At 35.1% G+C, this 23,735-nt stretch carries 2 protein-coding genes; both read left to right on the top strand.

Translation table 11 applies throughout. The features are described 5' to 3' along the window. Positions 1-6,933, top strand: a 6,933-nt coding sequence (locus C1X07_RS15240; protein ID WP_128755292.1) for a non-ribosomal peptide synthetase, incomplete at its 5' end; no start/stop codon positions are given. 227 nt (positions 6,934-7,160) lie between these two features. Continuing rightward, entirely contained in the window at positions 7,161-23,726 is a 16,566-nt protein-coding gene (locus tag C1X07_RS15235) for a non-ribosomal peptide synthetase (protein WP_103070892.1), read from the top strand. Positions 23,727-23,735: the final 9 nt, after the last annotated feature.

The raw sequence follows: 23,735 nt of genomic DNA, 5'->3' as shown, positions 1-23,735 counted from the left end.
TATAAGACAGGTGATTTGGCTCGCTGGACATCAGATGGTAGTATAGAGTTTTTGGGTAGGATAGATGATCAGTTAAAGCTTCATGGAGTTCGTATAGAGCCCGGTGAGATAGAGAGTCATATAAATGTTATCCCGGAGATTGTTGATTCTGTTGTTGTAGTTAATGAGGTTCATGGGGATAAGTCTTTGATTGCATATTATGTTTCTACTGTAGATCTTTCTGTTTCCGAGCTTCGTAATCATTTATTGGAAGAGTTACCCTTAAGTATGATTCCGGGATATTATGTTCGTTTGTCAGAGATGCCTATGACTTCAACGGGTAAGTTGGATCGTAAGTCATTACCTTCCCCAGAAGGCGAGAAGGTTGCCTATCAGGCAGCTTCTACTCCCACAGAAAAGCAATTAGTTACCCTATGGTCTGAGTTGTTACATCTTGAATCAGATCAGCTTAGTGTAAGTAGTAGTTTTTTTGATTTAGGAGGTAATTCCCTTCGTGCAGTTGTTTTGATCAATATGATCAGCAAGTTGTTTTCGGTTCATCTTGTTTTGAAATCATTATTTAAGTACCAGGATATTTCAAGTTTGGCTTCCTATATAGATAGTTTAGAGAAAGAATCTTTTATAGCTATTCCTAAGGTATCAAGCCGAGAGTATTACCCGCTATCTTCAGCCCAGCAACGTATGTATTTCTTGTATGAGTTTGATAAAGATTCTTTGGCATATAACACGACCAAAGTTGTTTCTTTACAAGGTGTTCTGGATAAAAAGAAGTTGGCAGCTTCATTTGATCAGCTTATTTCTCGGCATGATGTTTTTCGTACTTCTTTTGATTTTGTAGATGGTCACCCTGTACAATTGGTTTCAGATTCGGTAGGTTTTTCTATCACATATTTAGAAAAAGGAGAAGACATCCGTGATACGATCACCGATTTTATAAGTCCCTTTGATCTTAGTGTAGGTCCTTTATTACGAGTTGGTATTATTTCGCTAAGTTCAGAAGAACATGTTATGATTGTAGACAATCATCATATTATATCAGATGGAGTTACCAATGGTGTTTTGATGCGAGATTTTATGTCTTTTTATCGTGGAGAATCATTACCAGACCTTCGTATTCAGTATAAGGATTATGCTGTTTGGCAGCAAGGTGAGTCTCAACAAGCAGCTATGGCTAATCATCAGGCGTATTGGTTGTCAGAGTTTAAAGAAGAAGTTCCTTCTCTTGTTTTACCTGGTGATTATTCGGGATTATCCACTACGGGTAATCAAGGAGGTATAGTTCGTTTTGAATTGGATGCAGAAAAGACAGCTAAGTTGCGATCATTATCAAAAGAAGAAGGTACGACTTTGTTTGTTGTCTTATTGAGTATCTACAATGTACTGTTAAGTAAACTTTGTAATCAGGAAGATATCGTTATCGGCACTTCGGTTGCTGGTCGTCATCATGCGGATTTAGAGAGTGTTGCAGGTGTTTTTATCAATGCATTAGCCCTTCGTAATTATCCTGATGGAGATCGATCTTTTCTAGAATTTTTGAGAGGCGTTAATGATCGTACCTTTAGTTCTTTTGAGCATCAGGATTATCCTTATGAAGATTTGATAGACTCTTTGAATTTGAAGAGAGATACCAATCGTAATCCTCTTTTTAATGTGATGTTCGAGTATTTTAATTTTGAGCAACCCAAGATGGAAATTCCCGGTCTTACGTTATCACCATTTGATTATGATGTTGAAGTAACCCGTTTTGATCTGACTATGGCAGTTACAGAGGTTGAAGATAAGTTGGCATTAAACTTTCAATATTCGAGTTCCCTTTTTAGAGAGAGTACTATACAACGTTTTGTTAACTATTTTGAAGTTTTAACCGATGCTATTCTAGGAGATCCTGTTATTTTGCTTAGAGATATTAATGTTGTTCCATTATCAGAGCAGGAATCTTTGATTCAGGTATATAATTCTACTTCTTTGCCTTATAACAATGAGGAGGGTATCATTTCTGTTTTTTCTCGGCAGGTTCAACAATATCCAGATCGTAGGGCATTATTTTTTGGGGATAATGAGTTAACGTATTCAGAATTAGATTTACGATCTAATCAGGTTGCACATTATTTGATATCCGAGGGTATTGTTCCTGGCAACATTGTTGGTTTATTGTTTGATCGCTCACTTGATATGATCATTGGTATTTTGGGTGTTTTAAAATCGGGAGCGGGATATTTACCATTAGATCCAAGTCTTCCGGAGCAGCGTATCAGCTATATGTTGGATCAAAGTCGTGCTGCTTATTTACTATCTCATGATACTTATGTTGATGATTATTCTGCCTATCTTCCAGTTACTTCTATAGCTTCCCCTATTATTACTTCGCAGGATGACTCTGAGGTATCGATTTCTATAGGATCAACAGATTTGGCATATTGTATTTTTACATCTGGTTCTAGTGGTCATCCCAAGGGGGTAATGATGCCTCAGGGTAGTGTTATTAATTTGGTAAAAGGTCTAAAGGATCGTGTTTATGATAGTTATGGCGATAGGGCATTACGAGTATCATTATTAGCATCTTATTCTTTTGATGCTTCGGTACAGCAAATTTTTGGTAGTTTACTTCAGGGTCACAGTTTATATATTGTAGATGATCAAAGCCGCAAAGATGGGGCAGCATTACTACGCTTTTATAATGATCATAGTATAGATATTTCTGATGGTACTCCAACACATTTGGGATTATTAGTTCATTCTTTACAAGAAGGGTCTACTTTGGATAGTTTATCGAGTTGGATATTGGCAGGAGAGGTTCTTCCGGTAGATTTGGTACGATTGTTTTACGCCAAATTGGGAGCAGGTACACAATTGTACAATTTTTATGGTCCTACAGAGACCTGTGTTGATTCTACGAGTTATAAGATAGATATAGATAACCTGGATAGTTATGATAGCATTCCTATAGGAAAGCCATTACCTAATGAGCGGGTATATATTACCGACAACTACGGAGGTTTGGTTCCTATGGGTTCTATAGGGGAGCTATGTATTGCTGGAGATGGTTTGGCATTACGATATGTTGGAGACCAGTCTCTTACTTCAGATAAGTTTGATTCAGACTGGATCGCTTGGGAGGATCGTGTATATCGCACGGGTGATCTGGTTCGATGGTTAGCCGATGGTAATTTAGAGTACTATGGTAGGATTGATGATCAGGTTAAGTTACGAGGATATAGGATCGAGTTATCGGAGATAGCGCATCAACTTAGCCGATATTCGGGTATTACTCAATCTGTTGTTAAGATACAAACTATTGAAGAGGAGAAGTATGTTGTTGGTTATTATGAGTCTTCAGAGCCACTGGATACCTCAGAGATTCGTAAACATTTATCACTTCATCTTCCGGAGTATATGATTCCTTCGTATTATGTTCATATGGATCGTTTTCCATTGAATTTGAGTGGTAAGATAGATCGTAAGTCATTGCCGGATTATGAGCTTCAACAAGAGGCGACCTATGTTGCTCCTACTAATAGCACAGAAGAGAAGCTTGTAGGGATCTGGTCAGAGGTACTCAAGCTGGATGCAGATGTAGTAGGTATCGATAGTGACTTCTTTGATTTGGGAGGGCATTCTTTGAAATTGGTGTTTTTAGCTAATAAAATAAAAAAGGAATTCAATGTCAAAATCTCTTTAAAAGAAATCATGGCGCATCCAACGATAGCCTATTTAGGAGAGTATATATCAGATGCTGTTAAGACTAATCACCTGGATATTTTGCCGGTAGATTCTCGAGAGTATTACCCACTATCTTCGGCGCAGCAGCGTATGTATTTCTTGTATGAGTTTGATAAAGATTCTCTAGCATATAACACGACCAAAGTTGTTTCTTTACAAGGTGTTCTGGATAAGAAGAAGTTGGCAGCTTCATTTGATCAGCTTATTTCCCGGCATGATGTTTTTCGTACTTCTTTTGATTTTGTAGATGGTCACCCTGTACAATTGGTTTCAGATTCAGTAGGTTTTTCTATCACATATTTAGAAAAAGGAGAAGACATCCGTGATACGATCACCGATTTTATAAGTCCCTTTGATCTTAGTGTAGGTCCTTTATTACGAGTTGGTATTATTTCGCTAAGTTCAGAAGAACATGTTATGATTGTAGACAATCATCATATTATATCAGATGGAGTTACCAATGGTGTTTTGATGCGAGATTTTATGTCTTTTTATCGTGGAGAATCATTACCAGACCTTCGTATTCAGTATAAGGATTATGCTGTTTGGCAGCAAGGTGAGTCTCAACAAGCAGCTATGGCTAATCATCAGGCGTATTGGTTGTCAGAGTTTAAAGAAGAAGTTCCTTCTCTTGTTTTACCTGGTGATTATTCGGGATTATCCACTACGGGTAATCAAGGAGGTATAGTTCGTTTTGAATTGGATGCAGAAAAGACAGCTAAGTTGCGATCATTATCAAAAGAAGAAGGTACGACTTTGTTTGTTGTCTTATTGAGTATCTACAATGTACTGTTAAGTAAACTTTGTAATCAGGAAGATATCGTTATCGGCACTTCGGTTGCTGGTCGTCATCATGCGGATTTAGAGAGTGTTGCAGGTGTTTTTATCAATGCATTAGCCCTTCGTAATTATCCTGATGGAGATCGATCTTTTCTAGAATTTTTGAGAGGCGTTAATGATCGTACCTTTAGTTCTTTTGAGCATCAGGATTATCCTTATGAAGATTTGATAGACTCTTTGAATTTGAAGAGAGATACCAATCGTAATCCTCTTTTTAATGTGATGTTCGAGTATTTTAATTTTGAGCAACCCAAGATGGAAATTCCCGGTCTTACGTTATCACCATTTGATTATGATGTTGAAGTAACCCGTTTTGATCTGACTATGGCAGTTACAGAGGTTGAAGATAAGTTGGCATTAAACTTTCAATATTCGAGTTCCCTTTTTAGAGAGAGTACTATACAACGTTTTGTTAACTATTTTGAAGTTTTAACCGATGCTATTCTAGGAGATCCTGTTATTTTGCTTAGAGATATTAATGTTGTTCCATTATCAGAGCAGGAATCTTTGATTCAGGTATATAATTCTACTTCTTTGCCTTATAACAATGAGGAGGGTATCATTTCTGTTTTTTCTCGGCAGGTTCAACAATATCCAGATCGTAGGGCATTATTTTTTGGGGATAATGAGTTAACGTATTCAGAATTAGATTTACGATCTAATCAGGTTGCACATTATTTGATATCCGAGGGTATTGTTCCTGGCAACATTGTTGGTTTATTGTTTGATCGCTCACTTGATATGATCATTGGTATTTTGGGTGTTTTAAAATCGGGAGCGGGATATTTACCATTAGATCCAAGTCTTCCGGAGCAGCGTATCAGCTATATGTTGGATCAAAGTCGTGCTGCTTATTTACTATCTCATGATACTTATGTTGATGATTATTCTGCCTATCTTCCAGTTACTTCTATAGCTTCCCCTATTATTACTTCGCAGGATGACTCTGAGGTATCGATTTCTATAGGATCAACAGATTTGGCATATTGTATTTTTACATCTGGTTCTAGTGGTCATCCCAAGGGGGTAATGATGCCTCAGGGTAGTGTTATTAATTTGGTAAAAGGTCTAAAGGATCGTGTTTATGATAGTTATGGCGATAGGGCATTACGAGTATCATTATTAGCATCTTATTCTTTTGATGCTTCGGTACAGCAAATTTTTGGTAGTTTACTTCAGGGTCACAGTTTATATATTGTAGATGATCAAAGCCGCAAAGATGGGGCAGCATTACTACGCTTTTATAATGATCATAGTATAGATATTTCTGATGGTACTCCAACACATTTGGGATTATTAGTTCATTCTTTACAAGAAGGGTCTACTTTGGATAGTTTATCGAGTTGGATATTGGCAGGAGAGGTTCTTCCGGTAGATTTGGTACGATTGTTTTACGCCAAATTGGGAGCAGGTACACAATTGTACAATTTTTATGGTCCTACAGAGACCTGTGTTGATTCTACGAGTTATAAGATAGATATAGATAACCTGGATAGTTATGATAGCATTCCTATAGGAAAGCCATTACCTAATGAGCGGGTATATATTACCGACAACTACGGAGGTTTGGTTCCTATGGGTTCTATAGGGGAGCTATGTATTGCTGGAGATGGTTTGGCATTACGATATGTTGGAGACCAGTCTCTTACTTCAGATAAGTTTGATTCAGACTGGATCGCTTGGGAGGATCGTGTATATCGCACGGGTGATCTGGTTCGATGGTTAGCCGATGGTAATTTAGAGTACTATGGTAGGATTGATGATCAGGTTAAGTTACGAGGATATAGGATCGAGTTATCGGAGATAGCGCATCAACTTAGCCGATATTCGGGTATTACTCAATCTGTTGTTAAGATACAAACTATTGAAGAGGAGAAGTATGTTGTTGGTTATTATGAGTCTTCAGAGCCACTGGATACCTCAGAGATTCGTAAACATTTATCACTTCATCTTCCGGAGTATATGATTCCTTCGTATTATGTTCATATGGATCGTTTTCCATTGAATTTGAGTGGTAAGATAGATCGTAAGTCATTGCCGGATTATGAGCTTCAACAAGAGGCGACCTATGTTGCTCCTACTAATAGCACAGAAGAGAAGCTTGTAGAGATCTGGTCAGAGGTACTCAAACTAGATGCGGATGTGGTAGGTATCGATAGTGACTTCTTTGATTTGGGAGGGCATTCTTTGAATGCAATTCAAATAGCAAATAGCATAAAGCAAACTTTTGAAATCCGCTTGAAGCTTGTCGAAATTTTCAAGAAAAGAACAATCCGACAAATATCAGAATTGATAGAAATGGATAAATGGTTAGAAGGAGAAGACCAGAGTACGAATAATGAAAAGGTAGAACGTAAAGAGACCATTATATAAAAAGAGGCTATTGTTTTTTGGTATTATAAATAAATCAGCATGCTCAGAATTAAACTTCCTTGTGGGGGTGCATAATAGTAAAATACAAAGAGTAGAATAATTGTACTCAGAACAAACACAAACATCAAATTTTCTAAAATAGCTAAGTATTTTATTCGCATTACGTAATTACAACTTAATGTTAGATAAATAATTAGTGTAAAACTAAGCTCACGCAAGTAAATCCTATGGAAGAATTACTATTAAAATTAAAAGAACTTGATATTCATGTAGCTGTCGAAAATGACAATTTAAAATTGAATATTCCGGAAGGTGTGGATGAAACTGTTTTACTTAAAGAAGTAAAGGAAAATAAACATGAATTGATTGATTATATCCTTAAAAGAAAAAAGCAAAAAAAGAATTTTAAAAAAATTCCTAGATCCAATCGCAATACCTCTACTAGATTAACACCGGCTCAAGCGAGATTATATGTTCTTCAAGAATTAGTAAAAGATTCTATTGCATATAATATTCCTTTTGCTTTTGAAATAAATGGATCTGTAGACGTTAATCGATTACAAACAGCACTTACCAGGTTAATCGAAAGACATGAAAGTTTACGAACCTATTTTGTAGTGGATAAAAACTACAAACCTGTTCAAAAAGTATTAGAAGAGTTTGAGTTTGTTTTAAAACATGATATTTGTGAAGAAAAGGACTTAGAAAGCATCATTCAAAATTTTTCTAATCCTTTTGATCTGCAAAAAGCCCCACTTATAAGGGCAAATTTGGTAGAACTCAGTAGTACTCATTTCATTTTATTAATAGATATTCATCATATTATATCAGATGGAATCTCGTTTCAGGTTTTTTTAAGCGATCTAGGAGCATTCTATAGTCAACAAGAACTACCAGAGCTTTCATTACAATATAGAGATTATGCACAATGGTATTATAGTATAGAACATCAATCCAATCTCCAAGAGCAAAAATCGTTTTGGTTACAAGAATTAAGTGGGTTTAGTAATACTGCAATACTTCCTACCGATTTTGCCAAACCAAAGGAGATTTCTTTTGAAGGAGAACAAATTCATTTTAAAATAAATGCCAAAAGAAAAAGGATATTGGATGGTCTTAAGAAAAGTACAGAGACTTCACTATTTGCAGTTCTTATTTCTTTTTATGGGCTTTTTCAATCAAAACTTACAAGCGTAGATGATCTGGTAATAGGTACACCTGTAGGAGGAAGAGGGCATGGGGATTTGGATCAAATAATCGGAATGTTTGTTAATACTTTGGCTATTCGACTACACCCCAAAAGTAATACTAACTTTAGAAGCTATTTAAAAGGAGTGGGTAAAAAAACGCTAACCTGCTTTGATCATCAGGAATATCCTTATGAAGAATTGATAGAAGATCTGGGGTTGACTAGAAGTAATAAAATAAACCCCTTATTCAATACAATTATTACATTAAACAATATCAAACAAACAGAATCAAGACTAAGTGATTTCAACATAAAACCATATGAGATTGCTAAGTCGACATCCAAGTTTGATTTAATGATTCATTTTAACGAAATAGACAATGAGTTAGACTGCACATTTGAATATAGTACCCATTTGTTTAAAAAAGAAACGATCGAACTTTTCTTTACCTACTTTAATAATTTAATAGATCAGGTGGGGGATAATGAACATATATTGTTAGGAGATGTGTCTCTGCTGGATAAAACTACTCGTCAACAGTTACTAGAGTTAAATGATTTTACAGGTGTAAAATACCCGGATCAATTAACACTAGTAGATATGTTCGAGAGTCAGGTAGCTAAGACTCCAAATAAATTGGCATTGCTTATGAGCGATGATACAATGACATATAAAGAGGTTAATCAAAGGGCCAATCAGGTAGCAAGAATGCTTAGGTCCAACGGAGTAAATCGTGAAGCAATAGTCGGACTTTTAATGGGCAAAACCTTTGAAACGGTTATAGGGATGCTAGGTATTCTTAAAGCAGGTGGCGCCTATTTACCTATAGATGTAACCTATCCTCAAAATCGTATACAATATACACTGGAAAGCAGTGGAGCAGAAATTGTATTATCGGTAAGGGAGCATGAAAGTAGTATAGAAGAAAAAAATCTCTTGTTTTTATACATTGATGATGCTGCAAGTATAAAGGATACTTCAAATTTAGATACTGTTAATACCCCCAACGATCTATGCTATGTGCTCTATACCTCGGGAACTACCGGAAACCCAAAAGGAGTAATGATTGAGCATCGTAATGTGGTTAGATTATTATTTAATGAGTCTTTTCAGTATACATTTGGAGAAGATGATGTCTGGACGATGTTTCATAGTCATTGTTTTGATGTTAGCGTTTGGGAAATGTATGGAGCACTCCTTAATGGAGGAAAACTAATTATTATTCCTCCCGAAATAGCTAGAGATCCTTTGGCGTACATGCAAATATTACATAAAAATGACGTTACAGTACTAAATCAGACGCCCACAGCATTTTATAATCTGGCAACAGAAGTAAAACGAGAGGGGATTACACTCCCAAAACTTAGATACGTAGTATTTGCCGGAGAAGCATTACTACCTTCAAAATTAAAAGATTGGTTTGCGGTGCACCCCAATACCAAGCTGATTAATATGTATGGTATTACAGAAGTAACCGTACATATGACTTATAAAGAAATAGGAAAATTTGAGATAGAACATAGTGTTAGTAATATAGGTAGACCATTACCAACAGGTTCTATATACCTATTAGATGATCAGATGAAATTGGTTTCCCAGGGAGTTATAGGGGAGATTTATGTTGGAGGAGAAGGTGTCGCTCGTGGGTATTTGAATAATGAGGCGCTAACAAATTCTCGTTTTACGGATAACCCTTATAAAAAAAGTGATCGACTATATCGATCAGGAGACTTGGCAGTACTGTTAAGTAATGGAGAGTTGGAGTACAAAGGTCGTACAGACCATCAGGTACAACTTAAAGGATTTAGAATAGAACTTGGAGAGATTGAGCATCAATTATTAAGTAGTGAGTATGTCGAGAACGTAGTAGTTTTGGATAAAAAGGATAAAGGAGAGGATCAACCATATTTATGCGCATATATTGTAGGAACAGAGAAACTATCAGTAGAATATTTAAGGAATTATCTGGCAGAAAGAGTACCTTTTTATATGATACCTGCCTACTTTATGCAAGTTGATAAAATACCATATACAACTAACAATAAAGTAGATCGCCAAAAATTACCAGCACCTATCCTTACAGAATTACAGGATTATAAAGCCCCGGTAACTCACGAACACAAAGTGATGGTAGAAATATGGATGAAAATTCTATCAGCTAGTAAAGTTGGGATACGAGATAATTACTTTGTTTTAGGAGGAGATTCTTTAAAGGCAATTGGGCTTGTCGCAGAGATTAACCAGAAACTAAATAGCGCATTAAGTATTGCCGATTTATATATATACCAAACAATTGAAGAGCTTAGTTATTTTTTGAGTAAAAATGAAAATAGTAATCAAATAAATAGCTACAAGATAGAAGCCGAAAAAGTAATTGAACGCTTTGAAAAAGAATATAGAGCTAAAGAAAAGTTTAAGGACTCTTATGAGGCTGTATATCCTATGAATGGAGTAGAAATAGGAATGGTTTTTCATACCATGAAAGAGCAGAGTGAAGATAAAAGCATTCATACTATAATTTATCACGAACAGAATGTCTACCCTTTACCTCTTGAGAATTTTAGCTTTGAAATTTTTCGGAAAGCACTCGATTTAATGATCGAAAAACATTCTGTGTTAAGAAAAATATATGATTTAGATAATCTTGCACATATTGTTCTTAAAGATATTGATCCTCAAATCGATTATATAGATATATCTCACTTATCCAGAGATGAACAAGAAAAATTTATTGAAAAAAAGAAACATGAAGAAAGACTTAAGGGAACAGAGTTATACTTCTCTTTAATATGGAGAATGACCATAATTAAAACGTCTCCATTATATCAATATCTATTGTTTGATTTTCATCACTCATTATTTGGTGGATGGAGTTTAAACTCCTTTACAACAGAATTAAACAATATATATTATGAATTATTAAAAGATGACCAGTATAAACCAAAACTCTTAAGAGCTAATTATCGTGATCAGATATTAGGAGAAATAGAAGCTTCATTAGATACCAAAAATATAGAATACTGGAAAGAAGAGCTTGATGGTTATAAGCGATTACAATTTGTAGAAACCAAATTGAAGCATGAATACAAGATGGATAAGTATGATTTGGGCGAAGATTTTCGAAGAAAATTAGACAGCGTCGTACAAAAGCATAACACCAGTTTCAAACATCTTTGCTTTGCTGCTTATATATACGTTATGAAGATGCTATCGCCAGCGAATGATGTAACGGTAGGAATAGTGGCTAATAATAGGCCTTTAATTCCTGATGGAGATAAATTACTAGGTTGTTTTTTAAATACAGTTCCTTTTCGGGCCAAAATTCCTCAAAATATCACTTGGGGAGAATATGTAGACTATATTGAAAATAAACTTAGAAAATTTAAGGAGCATGAAAAAGTGCCATTTTATAAAATTTTAGAAATTACAAAAGAACCAGCCGAAGAAGGAAATCCAATTTTTGATACTTCCTTTAATTATATGGATTTCCATATTTTGAATGATATGGTTAGAGAAGAATCATCTGTTGTCATAGAAGAAGGTGTCGTTGGATTTGATAACTATGTAAATAATAATACATTATTTGACATGCATGTTACCGCGTCTAATAATGCATTCAAGCTATGGTTGGCTTATTCTACAACGATAATAGATGATGCTTTATCTTCAAGAATATTTGAATGTTTTAAAAGAGTACTTACCTCTTTTATTTATAATGACGATACTTTAATCAATCAAAACGATATCCTTAGCGAAAGCCAAAAGCATTTATTAGCTAGTTTTAATGATACCTATCGTTCTTATGATTCTGACAGTACGATCCATAAATTATTTGAGGATCAGGTTTTAGAGACTCCGGATGCTGTTGCTTTAACATTTAAAGGAGCTACCTTAAGTTATTCAGATGTAAACAAGAAGTCTAATCAGTTGGCAGGTTTGTTACGTAGTAAAGGAGTTACCAACAATACGATAGTTGGCGTTATGCAACAGCGCTCTATGGATATGGTAATTTCTATTTTGGGTATTCTCAAGGCTGGTGGAGCGTATCTACCTATTGATCCTGATTATCCGATCTCTCGTATTGAGCAGATGGTTTATAATAGTGGTATGTCATTATTGTTATCAGATGATGATTTTGTTGGATCGGTCATTGATCGTGTAACATGTTTAGATATAAGAAGTCTCGATTGCAGCGGGTTTGATTCTGTGAACTTGCCTTATATAAGTTCAAGTTCGGATTTGTTGTATGTGATTTATACCTCTGGCTCTACGGGGGTTCCCAAAGGAGTAATGCTCAACCATGGTAATATGACCAATCTGATGGATTATCATATCAATAGCACTTCTATAGATACTAGTTCAGTGTTGCAGTTTACGACTTTAACATTTGATCCTTCTTTCAAGGAGATTTTTTCGGCTTTACTTACAGGAGGTACCGTTCATATGATAGAAGATTCAGTTTCTAAGGATTTTTCTAAGGTTTTGAAGCATATAGAATCTCATGCTGTTCGTACCATTTTTATGCCTTCTTCGGTGTTGAATCAGATTTTTAATTCTAAGTTATATCAGGAAGAATTACCTACTACTTTGCGAAATATTGTTACAGCAGGAGAGCAAGTTGTTGTTGGTAATTTATTTAAGCAATATTTAGAGGATCACGAGGTTTGTTTACACAATCATTATGGTCCAGCCGAGACACATGTAGTTACCACTAATACGATTCATCCTGGCTCTGGCGTTCCTACGATGCCAGATATCGGCAAGCCGATTCAAAACACTCAGATTTATATTCTTAATCCCGAGATGCATCTTCAGCCTATCCATGTTGCCGGGGAGTTATATATTGGCGGCAAACAGGTTGGTGTTGGATATATCCAAAACCCAGAACTTACTGCCGAGCGTTATATTGATAATCCTTATGGAGAAGGTCGTTTGTATAAGACAGGTGATTTGGCTCGCTGGACATCAGATGGTAGTATAGAGTTTTTGGGTAGGATAGATGATCAGTTAAAGCTTCATGGAGTTCGTATAGAGCCCGGTGAGATAGAGAGTCATATAAATGCTATCCCGGAGATTGTTGATTCTGTTGTTGTGGTTAATGAGGTTCATGGAGATAAATCTTTGATTGCATATTATGTTTCTACGGTAGATCTTTCTGTTTCCGAGCTTCGTAATCATTTATTGGATAAGTTACCCTTAAGTATGATTCCGGGATATTATGTTCGTTTGTCAGAGATGCCTATGACTTCAACGGGTAAGTTGGATCGTAAATCATTACCTTCTCCAGAGGGTGAGAAGGTTGCCTATCAGGCAGCTTCTACTCCCACAGAAAAGCAATTAGTTACCCTATGGTCTGAGTTGTTACATCTTGAATCAGATCAGCTTAGTGTAAGTAGTAGTTTTTTTGATTTGGGAGGTAATTCTCTTCGGGCAGTTGTTTTGATTAATATGATCAGCAAGTTGTTTTCGGTTCATCTTGTTTTGAAATCATTGTTTAAGTACCAGGATATTTCAAGTTTGGCTTCCTATATAGATAGTTTAGAGAAAGAATCTTTTATAGCTATTCCTAAGGTATTAAGCCGAGAGTATTACCCACTATCTTCGGCTCAGCAGCGTATGTATTTCTTGTATGAGTTTGATAAAGGAAGTACTACCTATAATATGCCAAGTTTTTTCCGTATTAATGGTAAATTAGAAATATCCAGGTTAGAGCAAGCCTTTAAAGCCCTGGTAGAACGTCATCAAAGCTTACGTACAGTATTCCAAATGATTGATAATGCTCCAATACAAAGAATATTATCGGGGGAGTCTTTTGAAGTTGCTAGATATAAAGCAGATGCATCAGAAACAAGCAGTTATATCAATAAGTTCGTTCGCCCTTTTGATCTTTCATCAGAGTTACCAGTTCGAATTGGACTGATTGAAATATCAAAAGAAGATGCCCTATTAATGGTGGATATGCATCATATTATAAATGATGGTGTTTCTCATGAAATTTTGCTTAAAGAATTTTGGTCTTTGTATCATAATGAAGTATTACCAGATTTACGTATTCAATATATAGATTATGCGGTTTGGCAACAGAGTGATGCTCATCAGGATTTAGTAGTCAAACATAAACAATATTGGTTAGAGGTATATTCTGAAGAAGTATTCTCGCTTGATCTTCCTATCGATTATACTCGATCATTATCCCGTAGTGATCAGGGAGAGGTTCAATCGATTAAATTTAGTGCTTCCAAAAGTGAGCAATTAAGACAATTGTCTCGTAGCAAAGGGGTAACGATGTATACCTTGTTTCTGGCGATTTACAATGTGTTACTAAGCAAATTATCTAATCAGGAAGACATTGTAATAGGAACTTCTACAGCGGGACGTCATCATGCAGATTTAGAAGGATTGGTTGGTATGTTTGTAAATACGTTGGCATTGCGTAATCATCCTAAAATGAATTCTACATTCGAAGATTTTCTTTCAGATGTACAAGAAAATACGTTATCGGCGTTTGATCACCAGTTATATCAATATGAAGAATTAGTGGATGAGTTAGAGCTTTCCAGAGATGTTGGTCGTAACCCATTATTTGATGTGTTTTTCTCTTATCAACAACAGATAAATCAATTGAATTTGGGAGAGTCTGATCTCAAAATTGAAAGCCATGGAGCAGTACGTAGTGTGGCTAAATTTGATCTCAGTTTAGAAGTGTTAGACTCTGAAGAAAGTATAAGCTTGTCTTTTAACTACGCTATAGATCTGTTTAAATCATCCACTATAGAACGTTTTTCTGAATATTTAAATCGAATTACCGATGCCATACTTTTAGACAGCACTCAGTTATTGGGAGATATAGAAATTTTGTCTCCTCAGGAAAAAAACATGTTACAGATTACGTTTAATGATACTGCTGTAGATTATGATTTGGATAAAACAGTATTAGACTTGTTTATATCTCAATCAAAAGAGACACCGGATGCAGAAGCGATTATCTTCGGACAAGAACGACTTACGTATAGAGACCTGGATGTACGTTCAGATTTGTGGGCACAACATTTGGTTAAGGAAGGTGTTACCTCTGGAGCTATTGTAGCTTTAGTTATGACACGATCAAGCGAGATGATCACGGCTATTTTGGCAGTAATGAAGGTAGGTGCAGCCTATTTACCTATTAATCCTGATCAGCCGGTATATAGAACTCAATACATGCTTAACGAAAGTAAAAGCACATATACTATTACCAATATATCGGTAATACCCGAAGATCTTGAAAAACACTATACAGTAATAAGTGTAGATACACTTGATAAAAATATCACACCAAATGGCATAAAGAAAAACATACAGAAGGTCTTACCCGATGACCTTGCATATATAATATATACTTCTGGATCTACAGGGCAACCAAAAGGAGTAATGATTAATCATCGATCTGTAACTAATCTTATTCATCACGAACGCGAATTTCTTGAGGTAGAGTCCAGTGACAAAATATTGCAATTCTCTCCTTACTATTTTGATGTTTCTGTCGAGCAAATCTGGTTATCCCTAACCACAGGAGCAAGTTTATTACTAATCGATTTAGAAACGTTGGTTAACAAAACACTCTTTTTGAACTATCTAAAAGAACATTCGGTTAGCCTTCTTAATTGCACCCCTTCATTTCTAGAAAGTATGCCTTTACCATACCTCCCTTGTCTTAAGAAGATAGTGGTATCAGGAGAAGAATGTAAGCCTGCCTTAGCCAATAAGTATAGTGAAACGTATTCTTTTTATAATGAATATGGTCCAACCGAAGCAACAGTAATTTCAATTTCACATCAGGTTACCAAAATTGGCGACGAAGATGTAAAATTACCTATTGGACGTCCAATAGCAAATAGTCAGGCGTATATTTTGAATGACCGTTTGGATCTCCTTCCTCTAGGCGTAGTAGGAGAGCTTTATCTCGGTGGAGAAGGATTATCATTAGGTTATTTGAGTCGTCCGGACCTAACTCAAAAACATTTTGTTAGCAACCCTTTTGGAGAAGGACTCTTGTATAAAACAGGAGATCTGGCACGTTGGCTTCCAGATGGAACTATCGAATATTTAGGGCGTAATGATCACCAGGTAAAACTTCGTGGATATCGTATAGAATTAAATGAGATCGAAAAAGAGTTAGAAAACATTTCTTTGGTAAGCCAGGCTTTGGTTATGATTCATGAATCTAAAGGTGATAAAAAATTGATTGCCTACTATACAGGAGAAGAGTCAAAATCTGAAAAAATTAAAATTTCATTGCTAAGCAAATTACCTGCTTATATGATCCCTTCTAATTTTGTGTGGATAGATGCATTTCCTACTACAGATAATGGAAAAATTAATAGAAAAGCTTTACCGAATCCAGAATCAGCTTTAAGTGATATTTATGTCGCTCCCAAAAATGAGGAACAAGAAAAACTTTGTAGCCTTTGGGCAGATATACTTGGACTGGATGAAAACCAAATCAGCGTAACTTCAGACTTTTTTGATCTTGGAGGTCATTCACTTGCAGCTATAACCCTGGTAAATAAGGTAAGTGAAGCATTTTCTGTTAACCTGCTTTTACGCGAACTATTTATTTATCGAACTATTTCAACTTTATCAGAATATATATCAGGAAAAAACAAAGTATCTTTTATCTCTATTCCTAAAACACCTGCTCGCAAGTATTACCCTTTATCATCAGCACAGCAGAGACTTTATTTTCTGTATGAATTTGATAAAGAAAGTACAGCATATAACCTACCAAGCTTTTTTAGAATTAAAGGTACTATTGACTTACCTCAAATGGAATTGTCATTTAACAAATTACTGGAATTCCATCAAAGTTTACAAACCGTATTTAAAATGGTAGATGGTTACCCTATGCAACGTATAGCCCAAGAGATTGGTTTTGAGATAGATCATTTCTCGGTATTAGATTCAGAGGTTGACACCAAAATTAAGCAGTTTATTCAACCTTTTAATCTTTTTGAAGAACTACCTATACGAGTTACTTTGATGAGTATTTCAGATGAGGATCATATTTTACTGATAGATACACATCATATTGTTAACGATGGGGTATCCTTAGAGGTGTTAATGAGAGATTTTATGTCTTTTTATTCTAAACAGACCCCTGATACCTTACGTATTCAGTATACAGATTATGCTGTATGGCAACAAAGTGAAGAATATACCAACTTAGTTGCATCACATAAATCGTACTGGATGGAGAAATTTTCAGAAGAAGTAATTTCACTTGAGTTACCAACAGATCATCCTCGACCTCAAACCTTAAGTAATCAAGGGCACTGTCATACCATAAAATTGAGTAATCAACAAAGTGAAAAATTACGTTTTCTGGCAAATTCAGAAGGAGTAACGGTATATAACTTGTTTTTAGCGATTTATAATGTATTCCTTAATAAACTGACTAATGAAGAAGATATCGTGGTAGGTACCCCAACAGCAGGTCGCCATCATTTGGATTTACAAGGCTTGGTTGGAATGTTTGTGAATACATTGGCATTGAGAAACTACCCCAAAGGAACAATGAGTTTTAAGGATTTTCTTTTGGATTTAAACGAGAATACATTACAGGCACTTGATCATCAGCTATATCAATATGAAGAGTTAATAGATGAATTAGAAGTTTCAAGAGATATAAATCGAAATGCTTTGTTCGATGTATTTTTTACTTATAACAAAGAAATCGAAGCTCAGGGTAATCAAGATTTAGGTTTGGATATACGTCCTTATAATGTTCCGTTTAGAACTTCAAAATTTGACCTTAGTTTGGATGTAATAGATTCTGATCAGGGAATAAGCTTATCATTTATCTGTAGGAAAGATTTATTTGATTTGCCAAGAGTAGAACAGTTTACAAGTTATTTAAGTAGAATTATTGAAGAAGTATTAGTGGATCATACTCAACGAATAGGAACTATTAATATTTTGTCTGAAGTAGAAAGAGATAAATTGTTAAATGTGTTTAATAATACCGCAATAGCTTATGATTTAGAAAAGACGGTACTGGACATGTTTATAGAACAAGCCCAACTAACACCAAATGCTGAAGCTCTGGTTTTCAACGAAAAAAGCTTTACCTACAAAGAACTTGATGACCGATCAGATCTTTGGGCAAGTTTTTTGATAGGTGCAGGAGTATCCCAACAATCAATAGTTTCATTGATGATGACTAGATCAACAGAAATGATCACTGCTATACTGGCAATAATGAAAGCAGGGGCAGTGTACTTACCCATAAACCCAGAACAACCCTTATGTCGTACACTTCAAATATTAGAAGAAAGTAAAAGCACTACTGTAATTAGTAATTTGAGTACAATTCCTGATGGTTTTAAAAAAGATTGTGTTTGGTTACATACAGATGTTATTGACAATAGTGAGGTAGTAATAGATAAGAAAAAGTTGCCAAAATCATCTGCAACAGACCTTGCGTATATTATATACACTTCTGGTTCTACCGGAATACCAAAAGGAGTGATGACGAATCACGAATCTGTTACGAATTTTATAGTACACCAATCAGAGCTTTTTGAGATAGATAATAAAGAAAAAATACTTCAATCATCACCATATTATTTTGATGCTTCTGTAGAACAAATTTGGTTAGCACTAAGCAAGGGAGCAACGTTAGTACTCATTGATGAAAATATTTTATTAGAACCTACCGAATTGATTGATTACTTAAAAAAATATCAAATAACGCATTTGCATAGCACACCATCCTTACTGGAGAGAATACAGCTAGATGATGTGCAAACTCTTAATAGAGTTGTGTCAGGTGGTGATGTTTGTAGTCCTTTGTTAGCACAAAAGATAGGCAAGACACATTCTTTTTATAATAAATATGGTCCCACAGAAACAACTATTAGTTCGACCATTAAAAAAATATCGAAAGAGGATAGCTTACAGAGTAAAATCACTATTGGTTACCCTATATCCAATACGCAAGCATATATTCTTGATAAAGAACTCAACTTATTACCACAGGGGACAATCGGAGAACTTTATTTGGGAGGAAAAGGAGTTTCTCGAGGTTATTTGAACCGTTCAGATATAACAAAAAACAGTTTTATATCAAATCCTTGTGGAGAGAGTCGTTTGTATAAAACGGGTGATTTGGCAAGGTGGAACTCAGACGGTACTATTGACTTTTTGGGTAGAATTGATAACCAATTAAAGCTTAATGGGGTTCGTATAGAACCAGGAGAAATTGAGCGACATGTAAATTCTATAGAAGGTATCGATGACGCTGTAGTCATGATTAGAGAGGTTAATGGGAACAAAGCTTTGATAGCATATTATGTTTCTACAAAACTTTTTTCTGCATCAGAGATAAGGACCTATTTGCAGGATAAGCTACCGCTAAGTATGATTCCAGGCTATTATGTTCATTTAGAAGAATTACCGTTGACTTCTACCGGAAAATTAGATCGTAGGTCATTGCCAGTTCCAGAGGAAGAATTATTGGATTACCAAGAGGCATCTAATGTTACTGAAGAACAATTGGTAGCACTTTGGTCAGATGTATTACAGTTAGATAAAGATCAAATAAGTGTTAATAGCAGCTTTTTTGATTTAGGAGGAAATTCACTTCATGCGGTGGTTCTGATTAATAGAATTCGTAAAGAGTTTTCGGTGCAAATTGCCCTGAAATCAGTATTTCAATATCAAGATATTGTAAGCTTAGGGAAGTATATTGAGGGATTAAACAAAGAATCTTTTATGACTATCCCCAAGGCACCAGATCGTGAATATTATCCTTTGTCTTCTGCGCAAAAGCGTATGTATTTCTTATATGAATTTGATAAAGAAAGTACTGCTTATAACATGCCTGGATTTTTTCGACTTAAAGGAGAAGTAGACTTCTCTAAACTCGAATTAGCCTTTAAGACTTTGGTAAATCGCCATCATAGCCTATGTACACTATTTGAAATGGTTGATGGTGCGCCATGTCAGAGAGTAGTATCAGATATGATTTTTGAAGTTGTTCGGTATAAAGGAGGTACACAGGACATAGACAATTATATTCATGAGTTTGTTCGTCCTTTTGATCTTTCATCAGAATTGCCTATCCGAATTGGGTTGATGGAGGTTACTGGAGAAGACGCACTGCTAATGGTGGATATGCATCATATCATCAGCGATGGTATTTCTCATGAGATTTTGATTCGAGAGTTTTGGTCTTTATATCATAATGAATTGCTACCAGATTTACCTATTCAATATATTGATTACGTAGTATGGCAGCACAGTAATACCCACCAGACTTTAGTATCGGATCATAAAGCATATTGGTTAGAAATCTATAATAAGAAGGTAACGACTCTCGAACTGCCTACCGATTATTTAAGACCACTTCACCCCAGTGATCATGGAGATATCTGTTCAATACAGCTTCCTAAGCAACAAAGGGATAAATTACATGGTTTTGCCAATACTCATGGAGTAACAATGTATACCTTGTTTTTGACCATTTATAAGGTACTATTAAGTAAATTGTCTAATCAGACCGATATAGTTGTAGGAACCTCTACAGCGGGGCGCCATCATGCAGATTTAGAAGGTGTAGTAGGGATGTTTGTTAATACGTTAGCATTGCGTAATGATGTAGATTCAAAAATATCATTTAGAGATTTACTAGCTACAGTAAATGAAGATACATTGTCGGCATTTGATCATCAACTTTATCAATATGAAGAATTAGTTGATGCGCTAGAGCTTTCTAGAGATATTGGTAGAAACCCATTGTTTGATGTGTTTTTTTCTTATCGAGAACAGTCCAAAGATTCAGATTTTAAAGCTACAGACCTAAAAATTAAGAACCATAGTGCGATATACAATGTGGCAAAATTTGATCTTAGTTTAGAGTTGCAAGATTCAAATGAAGGTATAGATTTATCTTTTACGTATCGTACTGATTTATTTAAACCATCCACTATAAAACGTTTCTTAGGATATATAAATAGGATTATCGATGAAGTACTAATAGACGATACTCAATTCTTAGGAACGATAGAAATCTTAGCTCCAGAGGAAAGGGATGAGTTATTGATTGCATTTAATGATACATCAGTAGATTATAATTCTGGTAATACGGTCTTGGATTTTTTTATAACACAGTCGCTAAAAGTACCTAATGCAGAAGCAATTATCTTCGGGAAAGAGCGACTCACTTATAAAGAGTTGAATTCTCTTTCTGACCTTTGGGCTCAACATCTTGTTAACTCGGGAGTAGTTCAGGGATCTGTCGTTGCCCTGGTTATGACACGTTCCAGTGAAATGATCACCGCGATTATAGCAATAATGAAAGCAGGAGCTGCTTATTTGCCTATTAATCCAGATCAACCTGTATCGAGAACGCAATATATGCTCGATCAAAGTGACTGTAAACTTATTGTTACTAATATAGATACCATTACTGAGAACCTTAAAAGTTATACGTGTCTAGATATGAATACGTTTGACTTTAGTAATATTAAAGGACAAAAGATAAAAACACAAAAGGTGACTTCTGATGATCTTGCGTATATTATGTATACATCAGGTTCTACAGGTGAGCCCAAAGGCTGTAAGGTTACTCATGGCAACTTAGTAAACTATATCTGTTGGGCAAATGACTACTATTTTACAAATTCGGAGGAAGGAAATTGGGGATTAATAACACCAATATCTTTTGATTTGACAGTAACTTCAATATATACAAGTCTAACCAGAGGTAAAAAGTTATTCATAGGTAGTGATCAAACAGATATTGATACATTACTAAAAGAAAGCTTTACGAATCCAGAGATAGATACACTAAAAATAACTCCAACTCATTTGACAATTCTTAAGGATCTAGATCTCAAAAGAACCCATATTAAAACCATTATTTGTGGAGGAGAGCAATTAAAGAAAAGTCAGTTAGAGATCATAAAAAATATAGATAATTCTATACGGGTATATAATGAATATGGACCTACAGAAACTACGGTAGGTTGTATTGCCACAGAAGTACTACCGGAAGATGAAAAGATATACATTGGAAAACCTATCGCAAATACCAAAATACAAATAGTAAATTCGGATTTTGAAATAGTACCAATAGGAGTTATTGGAGAAATTTATATTAGTGGATTAGGAGTTTCTGAAGGGTATCTTAAGAAGCCAGAAATAACTTCTGAGAAATTTGTTTATCTGTCAGAGGTATTGCATTATAAAACCGGAGATCTTGGTCGATGGACATCAAAGGGTACTATCGAGTATATAGGAAGAACAGATGATCAGGTAAAGATTAGAGGATATCGAATAGAGCCGACCGAAATAGAATCCAGTATAGAAACCTTACCCGGAATAGAACAAGCTGTTGTGACTATTCATGGCGAAAATCAAAAACTATACGCTTATCTAAAAGGTGATCAAAAAACAGAAATGACAGAGTTAAAGTGTCATTTGTCAGAAAAATTACCTGATTATATGATTCCTGTAAGTTATACATGGTTAGACATTTTTCCTTTAAATCCTAATGGAAAAATAGATAAAGATGCACTACCAAATCCCGATTTTACACCAACAGATTTTTACGTTGCTCCCAAAAACAAGAAGCAGGAAAGGCTTCAAAGGATATGGGCAGACATATTAGGGATAGATCAAAATCAAATAAGTATAAGATCAGATTTCTTTAGTTTAGGAGGTCATTCCTTAAATGCCATAAAATTAAAATATGAGATAAAGAAAAGCTTCAAAATAGAACTTCCTCTTTTTGAAATTTTCTTAACCCCCACTATAGAGACACTTTCAGACAAGATTCAGGAAAGAAGGGGCGATAAAGAAGAAAAGACCTCTTTAATTTCTTTAAATAATGTGGATGCAGAAGAAAAACTCTTTGTAATTCACGATGGTAGTGGAGAAATTGATGGATATCTCGAACTTACCAGAAAAATTAACAATTATAGGTGTTACGGAATCAAGTTTAATACTAATGATACTCAGGATGTTCCTGATATTACCGAACTGGCATCGAGATATATAAAAGAAATAAAGTCTGTACAGTCTACTGGACCATATACCTTGTTGGGTTGGAGTTTAGGAGGAGTAATTGCAACCGAAATGGCAGCATTACTTGAAAAATCTGATGAAAAAATTGAAAACTTAATCATCATAGATTCTTCCTTTCAATTTAAAAAAACACCAAAGAAAGATCATACATGGCTACAGTTTTCTAAATCAGAGTTCTTTAAAACAGCAACAGAGGAAGAAGTGAAAGGGATTATTCCTTTAGAGATTAGTCAACTTATTCCAGGTTTTTCGAATAAGAATAGGCAGCAAATATTAGAAGCAGTTAATACAGTTCTTGTATTGAGAGAAGTTTCAGAAACCTATTGTAAAAGTACTGATATTAAAGCCAAGACTCTTTATATCAACCCAACTCAATCTAGTGTATTAAATGATAAAGAACAGATGAAAAGACTGTTTTCTGACCTTGTTTTGAAAGAAGTTACAGGAGATCATTTTTCTGTGATGCAACTTCCAATTGTCAATGATCTATCTACTATTATTAATAATCAATTAGAATCAAAACTGGTTAAACATTAATCAGGATAT

The sequence above is a fragment of the Aquimarina sediminis genome (assembly GCF_002895435.1).
Taxonomy (GTDB): domain Bacteria; phylum Bacteroidota; class Bacteroidia; order Flavobacteriales; family Flavobacteriaceae; genus Aquimarina; species Aquimarina sediminis.
This window is presented reverse-complemented; position numbering and strand designations above follow the sequence as displayed.